Below are 18,668 nucleotides of genomic sequence, written 5' to 3'. Positions count from 1 at the left end.
GGTGGAATGACACTCGACCACAAGGAGGTCCACATGCGAGCCCTGCCGTTTGCCCGGCGAATGCGTACTCGATGGCTTGGTGCAGTTTCCGTGGGACTGCTACTCGGCAGCACTCTCGGCGTTGGCACCGCCCACGCGGAGTCAGAAAAGCGCATCCATAATGGGATACAGTTCGTTCTGAGCCCCTTCACACCCGACAACTTTTGCACCATCGGAGCGGTGGGCTCCGACGACTACGGTCGAACAATCGCGATCTCGGCCGGGCACTGCCTCAGCGATCCGAACTACTCCGACCGCGAGATCCCCGAAAACGTCATCCCCGTCTACCATCGACAGGACATAGCGTTTGGACCGATCGGATACATTCGCTACTTCAAAGACCCGGATGGATCGATGACGGGTCACCCCACCAAGGACTACATGGTCATCGAACTGGTTCCGGAGGTGACACCCTCCGCGCAGGGCCCGTACCTGAAGCAGACCGGTGAAGTGGAGGTCCCGGGCGGCACGGCAAGCCCGAACGCATTGAGTCCCGCGCTGGATAACGAACGGCTCCTCGGTGCCGGGTGGCTCAGCAGCAATGAAATCATCGTCTCGGGCCAGCTTGGCGTCTGGTATGCCGGCATAACTCACAATACGGATGGCATCTACCGGTCCTGGGCCCAACACCAGGCAGGCGACTCGGGGGGTCCGACGATCTGGCACGTGCCGGGCAGCGCCTACCCGTCCGAGGAGAACGGATTCCAGGCCGAAGGGCCGTGGGCTGGCGTCACCAAGGGAAGAAGTCTTCAGATTCCGTGGTACCAGTACACCAGCTCCGCCAACATCCTCGCCGACCTTCGCGCGCGAGACGCCGCCGACCCCGCTGACATCTACGGTGCGGGCTTCGAGGTGACCCACAACCCGTGACCCCCGTCGACCGGTGACACCGGTTCCAGAAACGACGCGCCCGCCCCTCGGGGGCGGGCACGTCGGTGTCGGGTCGGTCAGCTGCCGTCGGGGAGTCGGGTGACGAAGGCCCGCCACGCCGCCGGGCCGAAGACCAGCGCCGGCCCGGCCGGGTCCTTGGAGTCCCGGACGCCGACGACGCCGGGGAGATTGTCGGCGACCTCAACGCACGAGCCACCGTTGTTGCCGCTCTTGCTGCTTTTGCGCCATCGCGCACCGGTCAAGTCCATGATCCCGCCGCTTCTCTGATCAGCTCCAAGGAGGAAGCTCGGGGGAGGGATTCGCCCCTGATGCGCTCCCACCTTCGGCTCAGGGTAGCAACGTCGGCAGCCTGTCGGAGGATCTGCGCGGGCGCCTGACTGTCGACGTGGGCGACGTGCTCGACCTCGGGCAGTTCGGCGAGGATGAAGCCGCCGCCAAGCCCCGGATACATCCCGATGTCCTTGGGCACCAGGTGGACCTGCACCGTGTCGTCGGTGGCGCGCTCGGCGAGAAACTCAAGCTGTTCGCGCATCAGCCGGCGGTCGCCGTAGGCCGACTGGTAGAGCACCCCCTCGAAGATGACGGCGGTCAGCAGCGGGGGGCGGTCGGTGCGGAGGATGGCCTGTCGACTGATCCGGGAGGCGACGAGCTCGTCGACCTCGCCCGGGGTCAGTGCCTCGCCGGCGAGGGTTGCGCGGGCGTAATCCTCCGTCTGGAGCAGGCCGGGAATCCAGGTGTGCTCGAACCAGCGCACCGCGACCGCTTCACGCTCCCAGTCAACCCATTCCCGCAACCACTCCGGCTCGCGACGTTTGACGACATCGGGCCAGAGCTCCTCGACCTCCCGACCGAGGATAGTGGCCACCTGCAGGCGGCGACGGGGCCGCGGAATCCGTCCCGGCGTAATCCAACGCGCCGCAGTTTTCGGGTCAACACCGGTCTGGGCAGCCAGGCTCTCCGCGGTCTCCCCCGCCTCCACCATGGCCCGCTGCAATGCATAGTTCATCCTGCCTCCATTCAAGGATGTTCTCGGACGTCCCAACAACGTGCACAAATGCTGTGTCTTCATCCCATGGCGTGTTGACAGAGTGTGCGTCATGGAGGCGTGTTGGGGGAAGACCCAAATTTCGACGGAGGCACGGGCGGGGCATCCGTACCCGGAATGGGTGTGGAAGTTCGGTCGGCTGGTCAGCCGAGATTGTCGAGACTGTCGAGTGCTGCGCGCAGCTGGCGAAGCCAATCCGCGCCGAGCTGGCGGCCATTGGGAAGTCGATCCGCTCGATCCCAACGCCATGCGGTAATCATCGCCAGCACCAGGATCCGGCACTCGCGGAGCAAACCCTTGTCGACCCCGGGATAGTGCTCGCCGACCTCTTCGGGCGCATGGGCGAGGTCGAATTCGACCGGTCCCCGGCAGCACGTCTCCAAGTCAATAAACAGCACCCCACCCTTTGTCGCCAACGCGTTACCCGGGTGCGGCTCGCCGTGCAGTAATTGCTCGGCGCTGCCGTGCTCGCGGACGGCCCGGCTCAAGCCGCGTAATGCGTTGCCAAGAAGTTCGCGGTCCATATCGGTGAGCAGCGGCGCGCGATGGCGGCTCGCCACGAGTTCCTGGGCCTGCCGGACGCGGTCCGTGAAGTGCGGCGTGGGGACCTCGAGCGTACGCATGCCGGCGTGCAGCCGGTGCAGCGCACTCGCGTAGTCCACCGGGGAAACCACCGCGGATGCCACCGGTTCGTAGTAGGTCCAGAACGTCACCGCGTAGCCATTCTGCGGGTAGACGCGGGGCTCGACCCGAGGGTCAGGAACAGCCACCGGGCTCCCGAAATCCGCGAGCTGTTGCGCAAGCTCGATTTCGAGCCGCGCCTCCTGATGCCCGCCAGCGCCCACTCGGATTAGGACATCGCAGGGCAGCAGGCGCAGCGTGAGCCGGTTCGACTCCTGCAGGACGACCGCGTCGTCGGCTCTCAAACCCAGTGCCGAGGCGATCGACCTGGCCGCTGCCACCGCAGGTGGCACCGCTGCTGCCGACATCGTCGGGTAACCCTCTCCGTTGAGTACCGCCACCACCCAGAGCCCAGCCGTCCCTTCCCTCCGGTGTTCCCGCGCTGTTGGTGCTCGCCCAGCGCTCCGGCTTTGTATGCCCGGAGCTCACCGCGCGCCGGCATGTCCTCGGTGACCGTCTCACCATCGCTGAGGTAGGTTCTGGCCACATACCCCTCCGTGACGCGTACGCCGACCAATTCTCCGAACGAGAATGCCACGCGGAGATTGCGGCCCGGATGGCGGAGGGTGACTCGACCGCTACCACTTCTTCGGCTGACGGGGGCCTGATGGGCAGATATGTGATTACCGGGGCCACTGGCGGCATCGGCGGGGCCGTCGCGGAACTGCTGCATGAGGAGGGGCATCAACTGGTCCTGGTGGGTAGCCACCGCGGGCGTCTCGACGCAGCGGCCGGGCGACTGGGCGGATGCGAGACCCTTGTGCTCGATTTGCTTGACGTGGAGGGCATCGCCGCTCACGGATCCGCGCTGGCCGCCAGAGACAGCCCCATCGATGGTCTCGTGCACAGCGCGGGTCTGGCCCAGCTGGGCTCCATCGCCGACTCCGAGGCCAGCAGTTGGATGGAACAGTACAAAGTCAACGTGGCAGGCCCGGCTGAGCTCACCCGTTGTCTGTTGCCTGCGCTCCGGACTGCGCGCGGCCAGGTGGTCTTTGTCAACTCCGGTCAGGGCCTTCGCACCAGCCCCGGGTGGGGCGCATACTCCGCGAGCAAGCACGCGGCCCGCGCACTCGCGCAGGCGTTGCGCGCGGAGGAGGGCCCCCACGGGATTCGCGTGACGAGCGTCTACCCCGGCAGGACAGCCACCGAGATGCAGCAGGCCATCCGTCGGCAGGAGGGCACCGAGTACGTGGCGCAGGCGTATATCCAGCCGCGCAGCGTAGCCCGGACCGTGCTGGCAGCGCTCATGTCGCCCCCTGACATGGAGATCACCGACGTGTCCGTGGCCATTCCTGGCTCGTGACGTGAGACGGCAGCCCACCCGCCGGTTCCACCCGCAAAAGCGTCGCCCGTCATTCAGCCGGTGGAGCCTCAGCCCCGGCCCTCAAGCCAACGACGCAGCTCGGCGAAGGGACCACGGTCGTCGCCGGGCTCCGGCTGCCGACGGTCCGGCTCAGGCCGTTCGACCGGGCGGCGTGGATCACCGACCAGCTCCGGGCTGGGCGCGACGAACGCCTGCTCCGGCTGCCCCTGCACAGCGGTGGAGATCACCTCGGCGACCGCGTCGATCACCCGCGCCTGCACCGCACTGCCGACCGCGTCGGTGGTGTCATCGGGGTTCGCGGCGATGCCGGCGACCGCGACCTGCGGGGTGAAGCCGACGAAGGTCTCCGTGGCGTTCCCTTCGGAGCTGCCGGTCTTGCCGGCGACCGGCCGGCCATCCAGGATCCGGCCCACCGAGGTGGCGGTGCCGCCGTTGCACTGGTTGGTCGAGGACTGCTGGCCGACCGGGCAACGGGCGGCATCGGTGGCGGCCCGCGCCACCTCCGCGTCGAGCACCCGCTCGCAGGAGGGTGCGACCGGCACCACCGAGCCGTCCGGCGCGGTCACCGAGACCACCGGCAGCGGCTCGCAGTACGTCCCCTCGGCCGCGACGGTGGCGTACGCGTTGGCCAGGTCCAGTGGGGTGGCGGCGGCCACGCCGAGGGTGAACGAACCCCAGTTCTCGGCGTTGTTCTCGGCGAACGCCGCGTCCGCGTCGGACCGGAAGGTGATGCCGAGGCGCTGCGCCATCTCCACCACCTTCTCCGGGCCGACCTGCTCGGAGAGCCAGACGAAGTAGGTGTTCACCGAACGGCCGAAGCCGTCCCACATCGTCCGGTAGCCGTCCATCCACGCCGGGTTGGCGTTGCCCGGGCACCAGCGTCCGTCGCAGCTCGCGTCGCCCTCGGCCGGGTACCGGGTGGGCAGCTGGCTGGGCGCGTCGAAGCCGGTGGCGAGCGGCATCCCCGCCTCCAGGGCGGCGAGCATGGTGAACAGCTTGAAGGTCGAACCGGCCTGGTAGCCGGCGATGCTGCCGCCGCCGGAGATGAGCGGGTTCACCGTGTTCGGGTAGTTCGGCTGCCCAGCCGGGTTCTCCGCCAGGCTGTAGTGCCGGTTCACCGCCATCGCGAGCACCCGGCCGGTGCCGGGTTCCACCGCCGCGAGCGGCAGGGCCCGCTCGTTGTCGTACCCGTAGACGCTGGTGACCTGCTGCTGCGCCGTCGCCTGCAGCTCCGGGTCCAGCGAGGTGACCACCGTGTAGCCGCCCCGGCGCAGGGCCTGCTCCCGCTCCTCGACGGTCTCCCCGAAGGCGGGCTGGGTGAGCCACCACTGGCGTACGTAGTCGCAGAAGAAGCCCCAGTCGCCCGCACCACCGGACGCGGCGGTGCAGCCGTTGGGCTGGGAGGTGGGGCGCAACGTCAGCGGCTCCACCTTCGCGGTGTCGGCCTCGGCAGCGGTGATCTCGCCGGTGGCGACCATCGCGTCGAGCACGTACGCCCGCCGGTCCAGCGCCGCCTCCTGGTCGCCGTCGATCGGGTTGTACGCCTCGGGCGACTGCACCAGGCCGGCGAGCAGGGCCGACTCGCTGAGGGTCAGCTCCGCCGGGGTCTTGGCGAAGTACCGCTGGCTGGCCGCCGAAACGCCGTACGCGCCGGAGCCGAAGTAGGCGATGTTCAGGTAACGGTTGAGGATCTCGTCCTTGCTGAGCTGCTGCTCGAGCGCGTTGGCGTACCGGATCTCCTGAAGCTTGCGTTCGACGGTCTGCTCGGTGGCCGCGGCGCGCTCCTCGGCCGTCAGCCCGGGATCGGTCTTGAGTACGTTGCGGACGTACTGCATGGTCAGGGTCGAGCCGCCCTGCGAGGTCTCGCCGCCGGTCACGTTGGCGACCAGGGCCCGGGCCATCCCCCGCAGGTCCACGCCGCCGTGGTCGTAGAAGCGGCGGTCCTCGGCCGCCACGATCGCCGCCTGCAGCGACGGCGCGATCTCGTCCAGCCCCACGTCGGTGCGGTTGACGTCGTAGAAGCTCGCGATCAGCGTCGTGCCGTCGTTGGCGTAGAGGTAGGAGCGCTGCGGGGTGGCCGGGGTCCGCAGCACGTCCGGCAGCGACGAGTAGCTCCCGAGCGCCGAGCGGGCCGCGAACCCGAGCAGCAGGTTGCCCGGCAGCACGGTGACCGCCAGGACAAGGCCAGCGAGCAGGCCGGCGAGCAGCACGGTGAACAGCCGAGACAACGGCGTACGGGGCAGGGCCATGGCGTCCAGGATTGCCAGGAAATGCGCAGACCAGCCAGCCTGAACGACGACTGTCAGCCAATTCACCGGCTACTGCCAGCTAATTCCCGGTTTAACTGCCCGCGAGGCCACTCAGACGGACAAACCGGGCATTTAGGCAGCGCCCCACCTCATTCACCATGTTTTACCAGCTTGCTCCCGAATAGTGTGGTTAATGCGATTAAAGAAGTTGGCCAGTGCGATCTGTAGGGTTATCGCACCCAGTTGCTCCTCGGTGAAGTGTTCGGTGGCGTCGTCCCACATCTGGTCGGTCACGCCCGGTGCCCCGTCCTGGATTCGGGTGGCCGCCTCCGCCAGGGCGAAGGCCGCCCGCTCCGCCTCGGTGTAGAAGGGCGTATCCCGCCAGGCGGTCAGGTTGTGCAGCCGCTCCGCGGTCTCCCCCGCCTCCTGCGCCGACCGAACCGCGCCGAAGACACACGGGCTGCAACTATTGATCTGGCTGATCCGCAGGTGAATCAGGGACAGCAGGCCCGGGGCGACGCCCCCGGCGTGGATCGCCTTACCGAGATGCTGGACCGCTGTCATCACGTCGGGACCGGTCAGACTTGGCATGCGCGCTTCCATCGGTGTGCTCCCTCATCGCTGTCAGCAGTGACGTGGGTCCCTTCGGACCCAGGGGACTGTCACCAACCATGCGGGAGCAGAACCGGGGAGGGTACCGACGTGTCCGAAACTAGCCCGACGATAGACCTGCCAGCCCCGCGGTGATCCTTGTCGAGCCAGGGTCAACCCGCGGCCAACGGTCCGCCGGTCCGGGCGGAGCCGGGTCAGCCCGCGGCCAACGGTCCGCCGGTCCCGGCCGGGCCACCGGCGGCCGGCGCCGGCTGCGCCGCCGGCGCCGTCGTCGGAAGGCTGGCATTGGTGACGTCGCGAATGATGTCCCGTGGCAGCAGGCGGCCGGAGCGGTAGCCGATGCCGATGCCGGCGATCAGCGCGAAGATCGCGCCAAAGGTCTGCAACGAACCAAGCAACGAACCCGCCAGGCCGAGCAGCGGCGCCGCGATCATCAACATCACGCCGTCGCCCATGCTGAACATGCCGGAACGGGCGACCGCCCATCCGGTGGCCAGCCAACCCAGGCTGTAGCAGGCGGAGCCGACCAGAACCAGGACCCGGGCGGTGGTGCCGAAGACCGGCGTCTGCGCGGCCAAGCCGGCGAACGGCAGCGTCAACACCAGACCCGCGATACTGAACAAGAGCCCGGCCACGGCGGCCCGTCGACTCCGGGTCGCTGCCAGCAGACCAGTCAGCGCGAGTACCGCGAGCAGTCCCAACCAGGTCGCCAGCAGCCAGCTGACCAGGAAGAGCGGGCGACCATCGGTCGGGTACGGCGCGTTGCCGATGCCCCGGTCGCTCGCCATCGCGACGATCCCGTACAGAATCGCGTACGCGGGTAGCAGCCACACCGCCGCGCGGGCCAGCCGACGGATCGACCACGCCCAGGTCGCGTCGGTAGCCGGCAACCTCGGCGTCGGTTCCCCGATGAACGGCAACACCGCGAACCCGCCACCGGTACGGCGGGTACCCAGCGGCGCGACCGGATCGTGCGTCTCGGCTTCCGACGCCGAGGAGCGGCGTCGCCTGTCCGCCTTCTTCATCTGTCACCTCGCTCCGCCCGAGCGGTGCGGGACGCGCCGAGGCGCCCCGAAACCTGGTCACCACCCGCCCTATGACCGATGGTGGCAGGCACCGGAGCGCCTCATGAGGTGTTCTCGTGTTATCGCTTGCGCTGGTGGCAGCCCTGCTGGCGCTGGTGCTCAGCCCTGCTTGCGCTGGTCGGTGGCATCGTCGGGTGAGCCCTCCGCCGCGACCGGCTCGGGTGCGGGCAACTCCGTCGGAGTTTCGCCTCCGGAGGCCTGCGCCTCAGCGACGCGAACCTCGTCGTGGATCTGTCGCACGGTGTCCGCGGCGACCCGCGCGGACTCCTCGGCCTCCCGCTCGACCTGACTGACCCCGTCGGACGCCTCCGGCAACGGCGAGTCACCGACCATCTGGCTCAGGCCCCCCAGCGCGCCTCCCATGCCCTCCAGGGCCTTGGTCAGCTCCGCCGGGACGATCCAGACCTTGTTGGCGGAGCCGTTGGCGATCTGCGGCAGGGCCTGCAGGTACTGGTAGGCGAGCACCTTCTGGCTCGGATTCGCCTGGTGGATGGCGTCGAAGACGGTACGAACCGCTTTTGCCTGCCCCTCGGCCTCGAGGATGCGGGCCTGCCGGCTACCGTCGGCGCGCAGCACCGCCGCCTGCTTCTCACCCTCGGCGGTGAGGATCTGCGACTCCTTGTGCCCCTCGGCGTTGAGGATCGCGGCCCGCCGGTCCCGCTCGGCGCGCATCTGCTTCTCCATCGAGTCCCGGATGCTCGGCGGCGGCTCGATCGCCTTTATCTCCACCCGGGTTACCTTGATTCCCCACCGACCAGTGGTCTCGTCCAGCACGCCGGAGAGGTGCCGGTTGACCTCCTCCCGGCTGGTCAGAGCCCGCTCCAGGTCGAGGGAGCCAATAACATTACGCACCGTCGTCACGGTGATCTCTTCAATGGCGTGCAGGAAGTCCTCAATCTCATAGGTGGCCCGAACCGAGTCGACCACCTTGAAGTAGAGCACCGTATCTATCGAAACAACCAGGTTGTCCGAAGTAATAACCGGCTGTGGCGGGAAGACAACCACCTGTTCCCGCATGTCGACCTTGGTGCGCACCGAGTCAATGAAGGGCAACAGCAGATTGGGCCCCGGCTGCAGCGTACGCCGGTATCGACCGAGCCGCTCCACCACGTCCTCACGCTGCTGCGGCACGATCCGCACCGCCTGGAACAGGGTCACCACGGCGATAACCGCCAGGGCTATCAGGAGGATTGGCACAATAGTTTCCATATTCACCTTTTCACTTCAGGTAGTTCACCGGGCCGGGAAACGTCATCTCGCCACACCTGGACCGTGGCGCCGCGCACCTGGATCACCTGCACCCGGTCGCCCGGCGCGAAGACTTGGGTCGCATCATATGAGCGGGCCTGCCACAACTCGCCGTCGATCTTTACCAGACCGTTCTCGGCGTCAACCCGCTCCAGCACAAGAGCTGCGCTCCCTTCGATCGCTCCGACCCCGAACGATGAGCCGTCTTTCGGGGCCAGGTTAAACCGTCGCCGCAACATCGGTCGCGCGCCCAGCACGGTCAACGCCGAGACCACGGCGAAGACGACCGCCTGAATCTCCACGGGAGCCCCGAGTGCCGCCGCGCCGGCCGCCGCGAAGGCCCCGACCGAAAACATAATCAGGAACAGCGTCGTCGTAAAAATCTCGGCGATGGCGAGCACCGCCCCGACCACAATCCACAGCACCGCGTCCACCCCACGATCGTGACATGCCGGTGCACGTGTCATCGAATCGGCATCGGGTGCGGTAGGTTCACCCGCTCATCCCCGGTCGGGTCGACGCCGACCAGGGCTCAGCGCCGCCCAGACTCAGCGCCTGAGCCCGGACTCAGCGCCTGAGCCCTGGCTCAGCTCGCCGGTTCGGTGACGAAATCGATCAACCGCTCCATTGAGTGAATCAACGGCGTCTCGACATCGGCGAAGGAGTTCACCCGGGACAGAATCCACCGCCACAGCTCGGCCGGTTCAGCCACACCGAGCGCCGCACAGACCCCCTCCTTCCAAGGCTGACCGGGCGGCACCACCGGCCAGGCCGAGATGTTCAGTACGGCCGGCCGTACCGCCTGCCACACGTCCACGTAGGGATGCCCCGTCACCAGCACATGCGGCGAGGTCACCCGGGCCACCATCCGGCTCTCCTTGGAACCGGGGACGAGGTGATCGACGAGTACGCCGAGCCGCCGGCCCGGACCGGGGGCGAAATCGCGTACCCGGGCGTCAAGATCGTCTATCCCGTCCAGCGGCTCCACCACCACACCCTCGACGCGCAGGTCGTCGCCCCAGATCCGCTCCACCAACGCGGCGTCGTGCACCCCCTCCACCCAGATCCGGCTCGCCTTCGCCACCTGGGCGCGGACGTTGTCGACGGCGATCGAGCCGGAGGCGGTCCGCCGCCGAGCCGCCGGCACCGTTGGACGGGCGGGGCGACGCAGCGTCACCGGCTCACCATCAAGCAGGAACGCCGCCGGTAGCAGCGGAAAGGTCCGCCGCCGTCGGTGCCGGTCCTCGAGCAGCACCGCGCCGGCCTCAAACCCGACCACCGCGCCGCAAAACCCCGAATCGGCGTCCTCGACCACCAGGTCCAGCTCCGCGGTCACCTCCGGGGTGACCCGGCGCCGCCGCCAGTCCCCCGCCAACACGTCATGGTCGTAACGCCCTGCCATGCCGATCAAGCTAGCCCCAGCGGGCCCCCACCGCCGACCCGGCACGCCGGCCGGGGGTGCGGGACGGCTGGTGCGGCAGCCGAGACAGAGGTGGGCAGGAGGACGTACCCTTTCGGCATGTCCACCCCCGCCGCTGGCGCAACCACCCTCGCGCCACGCCGGTCCAGCCGGTTCGTTGCCTGGGTACGCGCGTGGCGTGCCGGGCTGGTGCCGTTCGACGAGGTCGCCGACGCCATCGCCGGTGACGAGGAGCATCTGGTCGCTGACGCACCCGGGACCTGGACCGATGTCCCCCTGCCCGCGGCCCTGCCCACGCTCGCCAAGCTCTCGCCCGATGTGATCCGCCTGGTGCTGCCCGCGCCCGGTGACCCGCGCGGGCTGCCCGGCCCGGGCGACTTCGCCGGTGCCGCCCTGGTCGCCGGCGAGGGCGTGGTCGCCGGTTCACTCGGCCTGGTCCCGCAGCTGCGCACCCACACCTCCGGCTCCGGGGACGTCTTCGAGACCGTGCTGTGGCGGAGCTACCCGCTGCCGGCCGACGCGGCGGCCGCATCGCTCGCCCTCCCCGGGGCGGCAGAGGCCGAGGCGGAGCTGGCCGCCGCTCTCGCCGAGACCACCGCCACCCTGACCCGGCTCGACGTGGCCCAGTGGCGACCGGAGCTGGCCGGGGCACTGGAGGCGCTGCGCCGCCCCGACGGCACCACCGACCTGCCACCTGGCTTCGACCCCCGCGCCCGCCGGCTCTTCGCCCGGGCCGCCGTGCTGGACCGGGTGCTCGCCCTGGCGGGTCAGGCCGCCCCCGGAGGTGCAGTCAACAACTACGAGGCCCAGCAGCGCGACGCGGCCCTGCGCCCGTTGACCAGCGCCTGTCGGCAGGCGCTGGCCGCCGCCTGCAACGCCCCGCTACGCCCGTAGCGACCCCGGCCGCCAGCCCCAGGGGCCGCGGACCGGTCGACCGCCACCCCGGGAGCCGGGCGTCAGATCTCGTCGATCAGGTCGGCCACCGAGTTCACGATCCGCGACGGCCGGTACGGGTAGCGCTCGGCCTCCGTCCGGCTGCTGATGCCGGTGAGGACCAGGATCGTCTCCAACCCCGCCTCCAGCCCGCAGAGGATGTCGGTGTCCATCCGGTCGCCGATCATCGCCGTTGACTCGGAGTGCGCGTCGATCGTGTTCAACGCCGACCGCATCATCATCGGGTTCGGCTTCCCGACGAAGTACGGCTCCACTCCGGTCGCCTTCGACACCATCGCGGCGACCGAACCGGCGGCGGGCAGCGCGCCCTCCATCGACGGCCCGGTCACGTCGGGGTTCGTGCAGATGAAACGGGCCCCGTCGTTGATCAGCCGGATCGCCTTGGTGATCGCCTCGAAGCTGTAGGTACGGGTCTCCCCCAGCACCACGTAGTCGGGCGCGAAGTCGCTGAGCACGTAGCCGACCGCGTGCAGCGCCGTGGTCAGCCCGGCCTCCCCGATCACGTACGCGGTGCCGCCCGGGCGCTGATCGGCCAGGAACTGCGCGGTGGCCAACGCGGACGACCAGATCGCGGACTCCGGCACGTCCAGCCCCATCCGGACCAACCGGGCCTGTAGGTCGCGCGGAGTGTAGATGGAGTTGTTGGTCAACACCAGGAACGGCCGGCCGGAGGAGCGCAGTCGGGCGATGAACTCCGGCGCGCCGGGCACCGGCTGCCCCTCGTGCACCAGCACCCCGTCCATGTCGGTGAGCCAGCTCTGGACAGGCTTACGATCATTCATCTCTCGGATCCCTGATGTCGGGCCGCCGAAGCGGTCAGGAGGGGCGGCGGGCCGGAACGCAGCAGGCTGTCGGGCAGGTGTCCCACATCGGCAGGTCGCCGAGGCGCCGGCGCAACGTCGCGCCAGCCGGATCGGTACGCTCCCGGACCAGTTCGCGCACCATCGCCACGAACCGGGAGTCGGTGCCCGGCGTGGCGGCGCGGACGAAGTCCAGACCGAGCTGCGTGGCGGTCTCCCGGGCTTCGGTGTCCAGATCCCACACCACCTCGAGGTGGTCGGAGACGAACCCGATCGGGCTGACCACCACCCCGGTGACGCCCTGCCCGGGCAGCTCGGCGAGGTGGTCGTTGACGTCCGGCTCCAGCCAGGGTACCTGCGGGGGCCCGGAACGACTCTGCCACACCAGGTCGTAGGCGAGGTCGGGGGCGGCGGCGGCGTGCACCAGCCGCGCGGTCTCCGCCAACTGCGCCTCGTACCGGCCACCGTGCGGGCCGGCCGCTGCCGCCGCGGCGGTAGGCACCGAGTGGGCGGTGAAGACGATCCGGGTCCTGTCCCGCCGGGCCGGGTCCAGCTGGGCCAACGCCGCGCGCACCGCGTCGACGTGCGGCTCGACGAACCCCGGGTGGTCCCAGAACTGACGGAGCTTCTCGATCACCGGGGCGTCCGCGCCGACCGCCGCGCGGGCGGCGGCGATGTCCTCCTGGTACTGCCGGCAGGAGGAGTAGCCGCCGGTGGCGCTGGTCACGAAGGCCAGGGCCCGCTCGACGCCGTCGTCGCGCAGCTGCGCCACGGTGTCGGCGAGCATCGGGTCCCAGTTCCGGTTGCCCCAGTAGACCGGCAGGTCAACGCCGTTGGCGGCGAAGTCGTCCCGAATCGCGGCGAGTAGTTCCCGACACTGCTGGTTGATCGGCGACACCCCGCCGAAGTGCTGGTAGTGCTCGGCCACCTCGGCCAGCCGCTCCGGCGGCACTCCCCGGCCCCGGGTCACGTTCTGCAGGAACGGCATCACGTCCTCGGGCCGCTCGGGCCCGCCGAATGAAACCAGCACCACCGCGTCGTACGCCATGGCCCCATTCTTCCCCGGTGGCTCGGTGACCAGGCGACGGCCCCTGCGGCGTAGCACGGCAGGGGCCGTCGGCCAGGTCAGGCGCCGATCGCGTGGTAGCCGCCATCGACGTGGACGATCTCGCCGGTGGTCGCCGGGAACCAGTCGGAGAGTAGCGCCAGGCAGGCCCGGGCGGCCGGCTCGCAGTCGGTGAGGTTCCAGCCCAGCGGGGCCCGCGCCGACCAGGCGTCCTCGAACTGCTCGAAGCCGGGGATCGACTTCGCGGCGACGGTACGCAGTGGCCCGGCCGCGACCAGGTTGCTGCGGATGCCCTTCGGGCCCAGGTGCAGCGCCAGGTAGCGGCTGGCGGACTCCAGACCAGCCTTGGCCACGCCCATCCAGTCGTAGACCGGCCACGCCTTGGTGGCGTCGAAGGTGAGCCCGACCACCGAGCTTCCCGGCGCCATCAGCGGCAGCGCCGCGGTGGCGAGGGCCTGGTACGAGTAGGTCGAGACGTGCACGGCCGTCGCGACGTCCTCCCAGGGCGCGTCGAGGAAGCCGCCACCGAGGCAGCTCTGCGGGGCGAAGCCGATGGAGTGGACGATCCCGTCGAGGCCGTCGACGTGCTCCCGGACCCGGTCGCCGAGCGCGGCGAGGTGGTCGCGGTTGGTCACGTCCAGTTCGATTACCGGAGCTGGCTCGGGTAGCCGCTTGGCGATCCGCTCGACCAGGGAGAGCCGACCGTAGCCGGTGAGTACCACCTGTGCGCCGCTCTCCTGCGCGAGTCGCGCCACCGAGAAGGCGATCGAGGCGTCGGTGATGACGCCGGTGACCAGCAGCCGTTTACCGGCGAGCAGTCCTGACATGTCGATGTCTCCTCTCAGTGCCCCATGCCGAGGCCACCGTCGACCGGGATGACCGCACCGCTGATGTAGCCGGCGGAGTCCCCCGCCAGCCAGGTGACGGCGCCGGCCACCTCGTCCGGGGCGGCGAAGCGGCCCGCCGGGATGGCCTTGCGGTATTCGGTCTTGCGGTCCTCGGGTAGCGCGGCGGTCATGTCGGTCTCGACGTAGCCGGGTGCCACCACGTTCGCGGTGATGTTGCGACTCCCCAGCTCTCGCGTGATGGAGCGGGCGACGCCGACCAGGCCGGCCTTACTGGCGGCGTAGTTGACCTGGCCCGGGCTGCCATAGAGCCCGACCACCGACGAGATGAAGATCATCCGCCCCCAGCGCGCCCGGAGCATCTTGGTCGAGGCGCGCTTGGCGCAGCGGAACGCGCCGGTCAGGTTGGTGTCCAGCACCCCGGTGAACTGCTCTTCGGACATCCGCAGCAGCAGCGTGTCATCGGTGATGCCGGCGTTGGCCACCAGCACCTCGACCGGGCCGAGCTCCGCCTCGATGGCGGTGAACGCCGCGTCCACCGAGTCAGAATCCGTCACGTCGCAGCGGACGCCGAAGAGGCGGCCGGCGCCGGTCCCCGAATCGGCCGCGTCGGCGCCGGGCGCCGCCCCACTCCGGTAGGTCACCGCCACCCGGTCACCCTGCTTGACGAAGGCCTGAGCGATCGCCAGACCGATACCGCGGTTACCCCCGGTCACCAGCACGGTACGGCCCACGATTCCCCCTCAGCTCAGAAGATCTCCACGTCGCGTCGGAGCCTAGGGGTTACCGGCAGGTAAGCGCTAACGCGCCACGGCACCGACCGCCACCGACAAGGCGAAACCCACCGCAACCACCCGGCGACCGTCACCCCCGCCCCCGGTCCGCTTCGAGGCCCCACCGACCAGGGTGTACGATAGCGCCGTTTTGCGAGCTCGCGTTACGACTCGCAGCCCTGGGCCCCGCCGACCGCAGGAGGTGATCGCTGTGCGAGATAGCGATCCTCCGAGTCGTGGCCGGGCCGACCGTCAGCCCCGCTGAGTCCCGCAAGCACGGCTGACAAACCCGCTCCCTCGCGCCACCGGGTGCCCGGCCCACCGCCGGATCCAGCACGGTGGACGGTCGGAGCTGCCGGCCACGACTTTGTGTGCGCGTTCTGACCACCCTCCCGCGGGCCCCCGACGCCCGCGCCCAGTCGCCACCGGAGCCTTCCCATGAGCCGTTACGTCGCCCCCCTGGGCTTCACCCTGGCCGCGGTCTGGGTGGCCGTCCTCTTCGTCCTGGCCGGTGGCGGTCACTGACCGCCACCGCATCCCCGTCCGTTCCGGACGCCGCCGGCAGCGGCGTCAGACGATCCGGGACGACCACAACAGACTCGTCGCCCCGGCGCAGAGCGCCAGCAGCAGCGCCAGGCCCGCGTACCACTGGGTGACCTCGCGCGGTTCGGTCCGGAACCCGATCGACGAGCCCATGTCCTGGTAGACCTGCTTCAGCTCGCGCACCGAGGCCGCCTCGTAGAAGTACCCGTCGGTCGTCGCCGCCAGATCCGCCAGGGCGAGCCGGTCCACCGGAACCCGTTGGCGTTGGCCACCGATGTCGACCTGACCGCCGTCGGTCCCGAAGGCGATCGTGGAGACGGCGACATTAGCGGCCTGTGCCGCCGCGGCGGCCTCCTCCACCGACCGGCCCGAGGTGCGATAGCCGTCGGAGAGCAACACGATCCGGGCCGGCGGAATCCCGGCCGCGCCGTCGGCCGGCACCGACCGGATCGCCTCCAGACAGGTGAAGACCGCCTCCCCGGTCGCCGTCGACTCGGCCAGCGCCAAGCCGTTGATGGCGGTGACCACGGCCTGCCGGTCCTTCGTCGGCGGCACCAGCAGGTTGGCCGCCTTCGCGAACGAGACCAGCCCGAGGTTGTAGCTGGCCGGCAGCTCGGCGATGAACTGCTGGGCCGCCTCCTGGGCCGCCGCCAGCCGGTTCGGGGCCACATCGTCGGCCTGCATGGACAGGGAGACGTCGACCGCGAGCATGATGGTGGCCCGTTCCAGGGGCTGCCGGGTGTCGATCGACGGCCGGGCCAGCGCCGTGGCGAGCACCAGCAGACAGAGGAGGAACGCGGTCGCCGGTACGTGCCGGCGCCACCCCAGGCCCTTCGGCGCGATCGTACGCAGCAGCTCCACATTCGTGAACCGCAACGCGTACGCCCGGCGGTGCAGCTGCCGCCACACGTACAGCCCGGCGAGGACGAACACCGGCAGTACCGCCAGGAGCCACCACGGTTGTAGAAAACGAATCATCGTGTCGTCCCCCGGGTGCGGGTGTGCCGCTGCGCGGCGACGAAGCGCACCATGTCCAGCAGCCAGTCTCGGTCCGTACGCAGTCTCAGGTGGGCAGCGCCCCCGGCGCGGAGCGCCGCGGCGATCTCCGCGCGCTGGGCGGCAGCGGCCTCGGCGTAGCGGTGACGCAGCCGCGGGTCGCCAGTCCGTACCTCGTGCAGTTCGCCGGTCTCCGGGTCCACCACCGGCAGGACACCCACGTCGGGCAGTTCCAGCTCCCGCGGATCGAGTACCTCGATGGCCAGCACGTCGTGGCGTACCCGCAGCTTGCGCAGCGGCCGGGCCCACTGGGCCGGTGGCGCCAGGAAGTCGGAGATGATGACCGCCACCCCACGCCGGCGCGGCGGCCGGTTCAACCGGTCAACCAGGGCGCCGAGGTCGCCACGACCCGGTCGGATCTCGGTGCCGGCGACGGCCCGGACCAGGGCCTGCACCTCCCGGCGACCGGAGCGGGCGGGCAGCCGGGTGAACCGGCCGGGCCCGGCCGTCGGCGTGCCCCGACCGGCGGCGGCCGGCTCGCCCCCGGTGCCGACCACTGCGCCGATCCGGTTGCCGCCCCGACTGGTCAGGTGTGCCAGCGCCGCGGCGGCGGCCACCACCACGTCCCGCTTGAGCCAGCGGCCGGTGCCGAAATCGAGGCTGGCCGAGAGGTCCACCGCGAGCCACGTCTCCAGCTCCCGGTCCGCGACCGTGCGCCGCACGTGCGGCATCGTGGTACGCGCCGTGACCGGCCAGTCCATCCGCCGCACGTCGTCGCCCGGGCGGTATTCCCGCGAGTCCCCCGCCTCGCTCCCCGGACCGGGTAGCAGGCCGACGTAGTCACCCTGGAGCAGACCGTCGAGCTTGCGGGTGACGAGCAGGTGCAGCCGGGACAGCGCGGCCTCGGTGCGCCTACCGGCGGTCGGATCGACGGAGTCGCGGCCGGTGGCGTCATTTGGCCGACCGGTGGGTGGGGTCACGGCTGCTGCCCAGGCCACCCCGCGCCGGGTGGCCCGGCCGGGGCCGGGGTGGCCTGCTGGCGCGGCGCCACCGTGGGCAGCGGGATCGTCGCCATCACCCGGCCGACGACGTGGTCGGCCGGCACCTCGTCGGCCAGCGCGTCGTAGCTCAGCACCAGCCGATGCCGCAGAATGTCCGGCGCGATGTCCTGCACGTCCTGGGGTAACGCGTAGTCCCGGCCGCGCAGCAGCGCCAGGGCCCGGGTCGCGCGGACCAGGCCGAGCGAGGCTCGCGGGCTCGCACCGTACTGGATGTGCTGGGCGACGTCGGGCATGCCGTGCTCGGCGGGGGTCCGGGTGGCCAGCACCAGCCGGACCGCGTAGTCCACCAGGGCATTGTGCACGAAGACCTGGTCCGCCTTACGTTGCAGCGCGACCAGGTCGGCGGTGGTGAACACCGGGGCGGGTTCCGGCGGCGCCACGCCCATCCGGTACACGATCTCCCGCTCCTCGGCGGCTGTCGGGTAGCCGACGACGATCTTCATGAGGAACCGGTCCCGCTGCGCCTCCGGCAGCGGGTAGACACCCTCCTGCTCGATCGGGTTCTGGGTGGCCATCACGAGGAACGGGTCCGGCACCCGGTGCGTCTCCCCACCGATCGAGACCTGCCGCTCACTCATCACTTCCAGGAGCGCCGACTGCACCTTCGCGGGCGCCCGGTTGATCTCGTCGGCGAGCAGAAAGTTGACGAACACCGGCCCCAGTTCGACATCAAACTTCTCGCTCGACTGTCGGTAGATCCGGGTGCCCATGATGTCCGCCGGCACCAGGTCCGGCGTGAACTGCACCCGGCCGAACGACCCGCCGACCACCGTGGCGAGAGTGTCCACGGCGAGCGTCTTCGCCACCCCCGGCACCCCCTCCAGCAGGCAGTGCCCCCGCGCCAGCAGCGCGACGACCATCCGCTCCACCATCCGGTCCTGCCCGACGATCACCCGCTTGACCTCGAACAGCGCCTTTTCCAGCAGGGTGGCGTCCGCGGCCGGAGTGCTCGGCGCAGCCGGCGGGGTCGACCCGCCGGAGGTCCTGGTATCGGGCGTGCTCGGCTGGGCCACCGGTCCTCCACAGCATGATCGTT

19 protein-coding genes are annotated in these 18,668 nt (G+C 70.0%); 3 read left to right on the top strand and 16 right to left on the bottom strand.

Annotation, left to right across the window (positions count from 1 at the left end; translation table 11 throughout):
• Positions 1-33: 33 nt before the first annotated feature.
• Positions 34-909: a hypothetical protein gene (locus H0524_RS18845; protein WP_180199823.1), complete on the top strand. Its 876-nt coding sequence runs from the start codon at positions 34-36 to the stop codon at positions 907-909.
• Positions 910-986: 77 nt separating this feature from the next.
• Here the strand turns inward: H0524_RS18845 and H0524_RS18840 are convergent, their stop codons facing one another.
• The 3 genes from H0524_RS18840 to H0524_RS18830 all read right to left on the bottom strand — a co-directional run bounded on the left by H0524_RS18840 (position 987) and on the right by H0524_RS18830 (position 2,997).
• A complete protein-coding gene (locus H0524_RS18840) occupies positions 987-1,178 on the bottom strand; it encodes a DUF397 domain-containing protein (RefSeq protein WP_018223455.1) in 192 nt (63 codons plus the stop codon).
• Positions 1,169-1,936, bottom strand: coding sequence for a DUF5753 domain-containing protein (locus H0524_RS18835; protein WP_018727400.1), 768 nt, complete (start codon positions 1,934-1,936; stop codon positions 1,169-1,171). The genes H0524_RS18840 and H0524_RS18835 overlap by 10 nt, the downstream gene beginning before the upstream one ends.
• Before the next feature lie 182 nt (positions 1,937-2,118).
• Complete coding sequence (locus H0524_RS18830) at positions 2,119-2,997, bottom strand: aminoglycoside phosphotransferase family protein (protein WP_309225160.1); 879 nt, start codon at positions 2,995-2,997, stop codon at positions 2,119-2,121.
• A 266-nt stretch (positions 2,998-3,263) separates the two neighbouring features.
• On the opposite strand from H0524_RS18830, the gene H0524_RS18825 reads away from it, so the two are divergent.
• Complete coding sequence (locus tag H0524_RS18825) at positions 3,264-3,959, top strand: SDR family oxidoreductase (protein WP_180199822.1); 696 nt, start codon at positions 3,264-3,266, stop codon at positions 3,957-3,959.
• A gap of 68 nt (positions 3,960-4,027) precedes the next feature.
• Here H0524_RS18825 and H0524_RS18820 read toward each other — a convergent pair whose 3' ends face one another.
• The 6 genes from H0524_RS18820 to H0524_RS18795 all read right to left on the bottom strand — a co-directional run bounded on the left by H0524_RS18820 (position 4,028) and on the right by H0524_RS18795 (position 10,576).
• Complete coding sequence (locus H0524_RS18820) at positions 4,028-6,295, bottom strand: transglycosylase domain-containing protein (RefSeq protein ID WP_180199821.1); 2,268 nt, start codon at positions 6,293-6,295, stop codon at positions 4,028-4,030.
• Positions 6,296-6,382: 87 nt separating this feature from the next.
• Positions 6,383-6,820, bottom strand: a complete 438-nt coding sequence (locus H0524_RS18815) for a carboxymuconolactone decarboxylase family protein (RefSeq protein WP_018727396.1) — start codon at positions 6,818-6,820, stop codon at positions 6,383-6,385.
• A 215-nt stretch (positions 6,821-7,035) separates the two neighbouring features.
• Positions 7,036-7,866, bottom strand: coding sequence for a hypothetical protein (locus H0524_RS18810; protein ID WP_180199820.1), 831 nt, complete (start codon positions 7,864-7,866; stop codon positions 7,036-7,038).
• A gap of 159 nt (positions 7,867-8,025) precedes the next feature.
• On the bottom strand, positions 8,026-9,135 hold the full coding sequence (locus H0524_RS18805) for an SPFH domain-containing protein (RefSeq protein WP_180199819.1): 1,110 nt from the start codon (positions 9,133-9,135) through the stop codon (positions 8,026-8,028).
• Positions 9,136-9,137: 2 nt separating this feature from the next.
• Positions 9,138-9,608 carry an NfeD family protein gene (locus H0524_RS18800; RefSeq protein WP_018216188.1) on the bottom strand — a complete coding sequence of 157 codons (471 nt, stop codon included), beginning with the start codon at positions 9,606-9,608 and terminating at the stop codon, positions 9,138-9,140.
• A 152-nt stretch (positions 9,609-9,760) separates the two neighbouring features.
• Entirely contained in the window at positions 9,761-10,576 is an 816-nt protein-coding gene (locus tag H0524_RS18795; RefSeq protein ID WP_180199818.1) for a DUF3097 domain-containing protein, read from the bottom strand.
• A 117-nt stretch (positions 10,577-10,693) separates the two neighbouring features.
• On the opposite strand from H0524_RS18795, the gene H0524_RS18790 reads away from it, so the two are divergent.
• Positions 10,694-11,488: a hypothetical protein gene (locus tag H0524_RS18790; protein ID WP_180199817.1), complete on the top strand. Its 795-nt coding sequence runs from the start codon at positions 10,694-10,696 to the stop codon at positions 11,486-11,488.
• 62 nt (positions 11,489-11,550) lie between these two features.
• Here H0524_RS18790 and H0524_RS18785 read toward each other — a convergent pair whose 3' ends face one another.
• The 7 genes from H0524_RS18785 to H0524_RS18755 form a co-directional block, all read right to left on the bottom strand.
• On the bottom strand, positions 11,551-12,330 hold the full coding sequence (locus H0524_RS18785) for an HAD-IIA family hydrolase (RefSeq protein ID WP_033665548.1): 780 nt from the start codon (positions 12,328-12,330) through the stop codon (positions 11,551-11,553).
• Between the two features lie 34 nt (positions 12,331-12,364).
• On the bottom strand, positions 12,365-13,396 hold the full coding sequence (locus H0524_RS18780; protein ID WP_180199816.1) for a ferrochelatase: 1,032 nt from the start codon (positions 13,394-13,396) through the stop codon (positions 12,365-12,367).
• 77 nt (positions 13,397-13,473) lie between these two features.
• Positions 13,474-14,241 (bottom strand): enoyl-ACP reductase FabI, encoded by a 768-nt coding sequence (gene fabI / locus H0524_RS18775; RefSeq protein WP_180199815.1) that lies wholly within the window; start codon positions 14,239-14,241, stop codon positions 13,474-13,476.
• 14 nt (positions 14,242-14,255) lie between these two features.
• Complete coding sequence (gene fabG / locus H0524_RS18770; RefSeq protein ID WP_180199814.1) at positions 14,256-14,993, bottom strand: 3-oxoacyl-[acyl-carrier-protein] reductase; 738 nt, start codon at positions 14,991-14,993, stop codon at positions 14,256-14,258.
• A 609-nt stretch (positions 14,994-15,602) separates the two neighbouring features.
• Positions 15,603-16,553: a VWA domain-containing protein gene (locus H0524_RS18765; protein ID WP_180199813.1), complete on the bottom strand. Its 951-nt coding sequence runs from the start codon at positions 16,551-16,553 to the stop codon at positions 15,603-15,605.
• Entirely contained in the window at positions 16,550-17,569 is a 1,020-nt protein-coding gene (locus tag H0524_RS18760) for a DUF58 domain-containing protein (protein WP_180199812.1), read from the bottom strand. Before H0524_RS18760 ends, H0524_RS18765 begins: the two co-directional genes overlap by 4 nt.
• On the bottom strand, positions 17,548-18,645 hold the full coding sequence (locus tag H0524_RS18755; protein ID WP_180199811.1) for a MoxR family ATPase: 1,098 nt from the start codon (positions 18,643-18,645) through the stop codon (positions 17,548-17,550). The genes H0524_RS18760 and H0524_RS18755 overlap by 22 nt, the downstream gene beginning before the upstream one ends.
• Positions 18,646-18,668: the final 23 nt, after the last annotated feature.

Source organism: Salinispora sp. H7-4, assembly GCF_013416675.1.
Lineage (GTDB): Bacteria > Actinomycetota > Actinomycetes > Mycobacteriales > Micromonosporaceae > Micromonospora > Micromonospora vitiensis.
Note: the sequence above shows the minus strand (reverse complement) of the source record. Positions and strands in the feature narration are given on the sequence as shown.

Coding starts and splice junctions, on each gene's coding strand:
- H0524_RS18845 (WP_180199823.1), top strand. CDS start 34: ATGCGAGCCCTGCCGTTTGCCCGGCGAATGCGTACTCGATGGCTTGGT.
- H0524_RS18840 (WP_018223455.1), bottom strand. CDS start 1,178: ATGGACTTGACCGGTGCGCGATGGCGCAAAAGCAGCAAGAGCGGCAAC.
- H0524_RS18835 (WP_018727400.1), bottom strand. CDS start 1,936: ATGAACTATGCATTGCAGCGGGCCATGGTGGAGGCGGGGGAGACCGCG.
- H0524_RS18825 (WP_180199822.1), top strand. CDS start 3,264: ATGGGCAGATATGTGATTACCGGGGCCACTGGCGGCATCGGCGGGGCC.
- H0524_RS18815 (WP_018727396.1), bottom strand. CDS start 6,820: ATGCCAAGTCTGACCGGTCCCGACGTGATGACAGCGGTCCAGCATCTC.
- H0524_RS18810 (WP_180199820.1), bottom strand. CDS start 7,866: ATGAAGAAGGCGGACAGGCGACGCCGCTCCTCGGCGTCGGAAGCCGAG.
- H0524_RS18805 (WP_180199819.1), bottom strand. CDS start 9,135: ATGGAAACTATTGTGCCAATCCTCCTGATAGCCCTGGCGGTTATCGCC.
- H0524_RS18795 (WP_180199818.1), bottom strand. CDS start 10,576: ATGGCAGGGCGTTACGACCATGACGTGTTGGCGGGGGACTGGCGGCGG.
- H0524_RS18790 (WP_180199817.1), top strand. CDS start 10,694: ATGTCCACCCCCGCCGCTGGCGCAACCACCCTCGCGCCACGCCGGTCC.
- H0524_RS18785 (WP_033665548.1), bottom strand. CDS start 12,330: ATGAATGATCGTAAGCCTGTCCAGAGCTGGCTCACCGACATGGACGGG.
- H0524_RS18780 (WP_180199816.1), bottom strand. CDS start 13,396: ATGGCGTACGACGCGGTGGTGCTGGTTTCATTCGGCGGGCCCGAGCGG.
- fabI (WP_180199815.1), bottom strand. CDS start 14,241: ATGTCAGGACTGCTCGCCGGTAAACGGCTGCTGGTCACCGGCGTCATC.
- H0524_RS18765 (WP_180199813.1), bottom strand. CDS start 16,553: ATGATTCGTTTTCTACAACCGTGGTGGCTCCTGGCGGTACTGCCGGTG.